At 68.4% G+C, this 2,477-nt stretch carries 3 protein-coding genes; all 3 read left to right on the top strand.

Translation table 11 applies throughout. The features are described 5' to 3' along the window. Positions 1-414 (top strand): Tim44 domain-containing protein (locus AC1D2K_RS33395; RefSeq protein ID WP_478094557.1); only part of this gene is annotated, 414 nt, incomplete at its 5' end. Positions 415-698: 284 nt separating this feature from the next. Beyond that, the gene (locus AC1D2K_RS33390; RefSeq protein ID WP_478094556.1) at positions 699-1,253 is read left to right on the top strand and encodes a ubiquinone biosynthesis accessory factor UbiJ; all 555 of its coding nucleotides are present in this window, start codon (positions 699-701) and stop codon (positions 1,251-1,253) included. Between the two features lie 61 nt (positions 1,254-1,314). Next, on the top strand, positions 1,315-2,477 hold a 1,163-nt coding region (locus AC1D2K_RS33385), incomplete at its 3' end, for an AarF/UbiB family protein (protein ID WP_478094554.1).

Raw genomic sequence — 2,477 nt, 5'->3', positions numbered from 1 at the left:
GCCCTGGCGGGCTCCCAGTCGTGGGGCATTCCCGCCGGCTTCGATGCCGACGGCTTCCTCACCGCGGCGAAGCGCAACTTCGTGACCCTGCAGGACGCCTGGGATCGCGCCGACATCGGCACCCTGCGCTCCATGATGACCGATGGCATGGTGGGTGAGATCCGCCAGCAACTGGCCGAGCGCGAGACCCACACCGGCGGCCAGGCGAACAAGACCGAGGTCGTGATGCTCGACGCCAAGCTGCTCGGCATCGAGGAACTGCCCGACGCCTACCTGGCGAGCGTGGAGTTCTCCGGCATGATCCGCGAGGACGTGTCGGCCGGCCCGAGCCCGTTCCGCGAGGTCTGGAACATGACCAAGGACACCAAGGGCGGCAGCGGCTGGCTGGTGGCCGGGGTGCAGGCGTTGCAGTAGGCTCCCCCCAGGTTGCCCGGCACTTCGTGTCCGGGCGCCCACCCCCCCTCCGGGGGCAACACCGGCGGCCTGGCAAAGCCAGTTCCGCGGTGTTTCACCAACGGGCCTGGCTTCGCCGGCCAAAGCAATCGGCGCTGTGGTTKTTCGACGGCTGCGCGCAGCGCGCCYGTTCGYGGGCAGCCGCGGAACCGGCTWSGCCGGGCCGCYGRCTGCGCCCCCGGYAGGGGGTGGGCGCCCGGACACGAAGTGCCGGGCAACCTGGGGGCGAGCGCGATAATACGGACATGGTTACACCATCGTCTCCTTTTTCGTTTCTGGAAGACCTCGCCAATCGCGTCGGCAGCCGTCTGCAGCCGCCGCCCTGGGCTGTCCACGAGATCCAGCATCGCACCGTGCTTTTCCTCAACCATGTGCTCCAGCAGGAACCCGAGGCCCAGCAGCGCCTGCTGCGGCTGCAGGGGCGCGTGGTGCAGTTCGAGTGGCTCTTCGTGACGATGCAGTTCGTCGCGACGCCGGCGGGGCTGCTCGACCTCGCGCCCGAAGGCGCCACTGCCGAACTCACGCTGACGGTGACCGAGGCGTCGCCCTTCGGCCTCGCGCGGGCTGCCGTCCGCGGCGACAAGCCGGCCGTGCGCATCGAGGGTGACGTGCAGCTGGCCGCGGAGGTCAACTGGTTGATCGATCATGTGCGCTGGGACGTCGAAGACGATCTCGCACGTGCCATCGGCGACGTGCCGGCGCACACCATCGCGAGCGGCGCCCGCCGCGTGGTGGAGGCACTGCGGCAGTTCGTCGGCCAGCGTCCGGGCAGGGCCGACGGTTCTGCAGGCGCCGAATGAGCCGCCGGATCGTTACCAAGCCCAAGGCGAACACCGCAGCGCGCAACGCGCGGGTTTTCGAATGAGGCGGATCTACCGCGGCGCCTTCATCGTCTGGGTCGCGCTTCGCTACGGCCTCGACGAGCTTGTGCTCTCGAGCTTCCAGAAACCCTGGCTGCGCGCAGTGGCGCGCATCGTGTCGGTCGGCCGCAACCTCGATGCGCCGCGCGGCCAGCGGCTGCGCGAGGCGCTGGAGCGACTGGGACCGATCTTCGTCAAGTTCGGGCAGGTGCTGTCGACCCGGCGCGACCTGTTGCCGCCGGACATCGCCGACGAACTCGCCTGGCTCCAGGACCGGGTGCCGCCGTTTCCGTCCAAGGTGGCGATCGCGACCATCGAGCGCGCCTTCCGGCGACCGATCGGCGACATCTTCGTGCAGTTCGACGAGACACCGGTCGCCAGCGCATCGATCGCCCAGGTGCACTTCGCGACGGTTCGCCTGGCCGACGGCTCGGTGCGCGAGGCGGCGGTCAAGGTGCTGCGCCCTGGCATGCGCGACGTGATCGAGAAGGATCTTGCGCTGATGGCCATGATGGCCGGCTGGGTCGAGGGCATGTCGGCCGACGGCAAGCGGCTGAAGCCGCGCGAGGTGGTCCGCGAATTCGACAAGTACCTGCACGACGAGCTCGACCTGGTGCGCGAGGCTGCCAATGCGGCCCAACTGCGCCGGAACATGGAACAGCTCAAGCTGGTGCTGATCCCGGAGATGTACTGGGACTTCTGCCATCCCGAGGTCATGGTGATGGAGCGCATGAAGGGCGTGCCGATCGCCCAGCTCGMCCGCCTGCGGGCAGCCGGCGTCGACATCCCGAAGCTGGCACGAGATGGCGTCACGATCTTCTTCACCCAGGTCTTTCGCGACGGCTTCTTCCATGCCGACATGCACCCGGGCAACATCCAGGTCAGTCTGGAGCCGGAAAGCTTCGGGCGCTACGTCTCGCTCGATTTCGGCATCATCGGGACGCTGACCGAATCGGACAAGGAGTACCTGGCGCAGAACTTCGTCGCCTTCTTCCGCCGCGACTACAAGCGCGTGGCCGAGCTTCACCTCGAGAGCGGCTGGGTGCCCCCCGGCACCCGCATCGACGAGCTCGAGGCGGCGATCCGCACGGTCTGCGAGCCTTACTTCGACCGGCCGCTCAAGGAGATCTCGCTCGGCATGGTGCTGATGCGGCTGTTCCAGAC

The organism is Variovorax sp. P1_H12_2, from assembly GCF_056405335.1.
The sequence above is the reverse complement of the archived record's forward strand: the minus strand, read 5'-3'. Positions and strand labels throughout refer to the sequence as shown.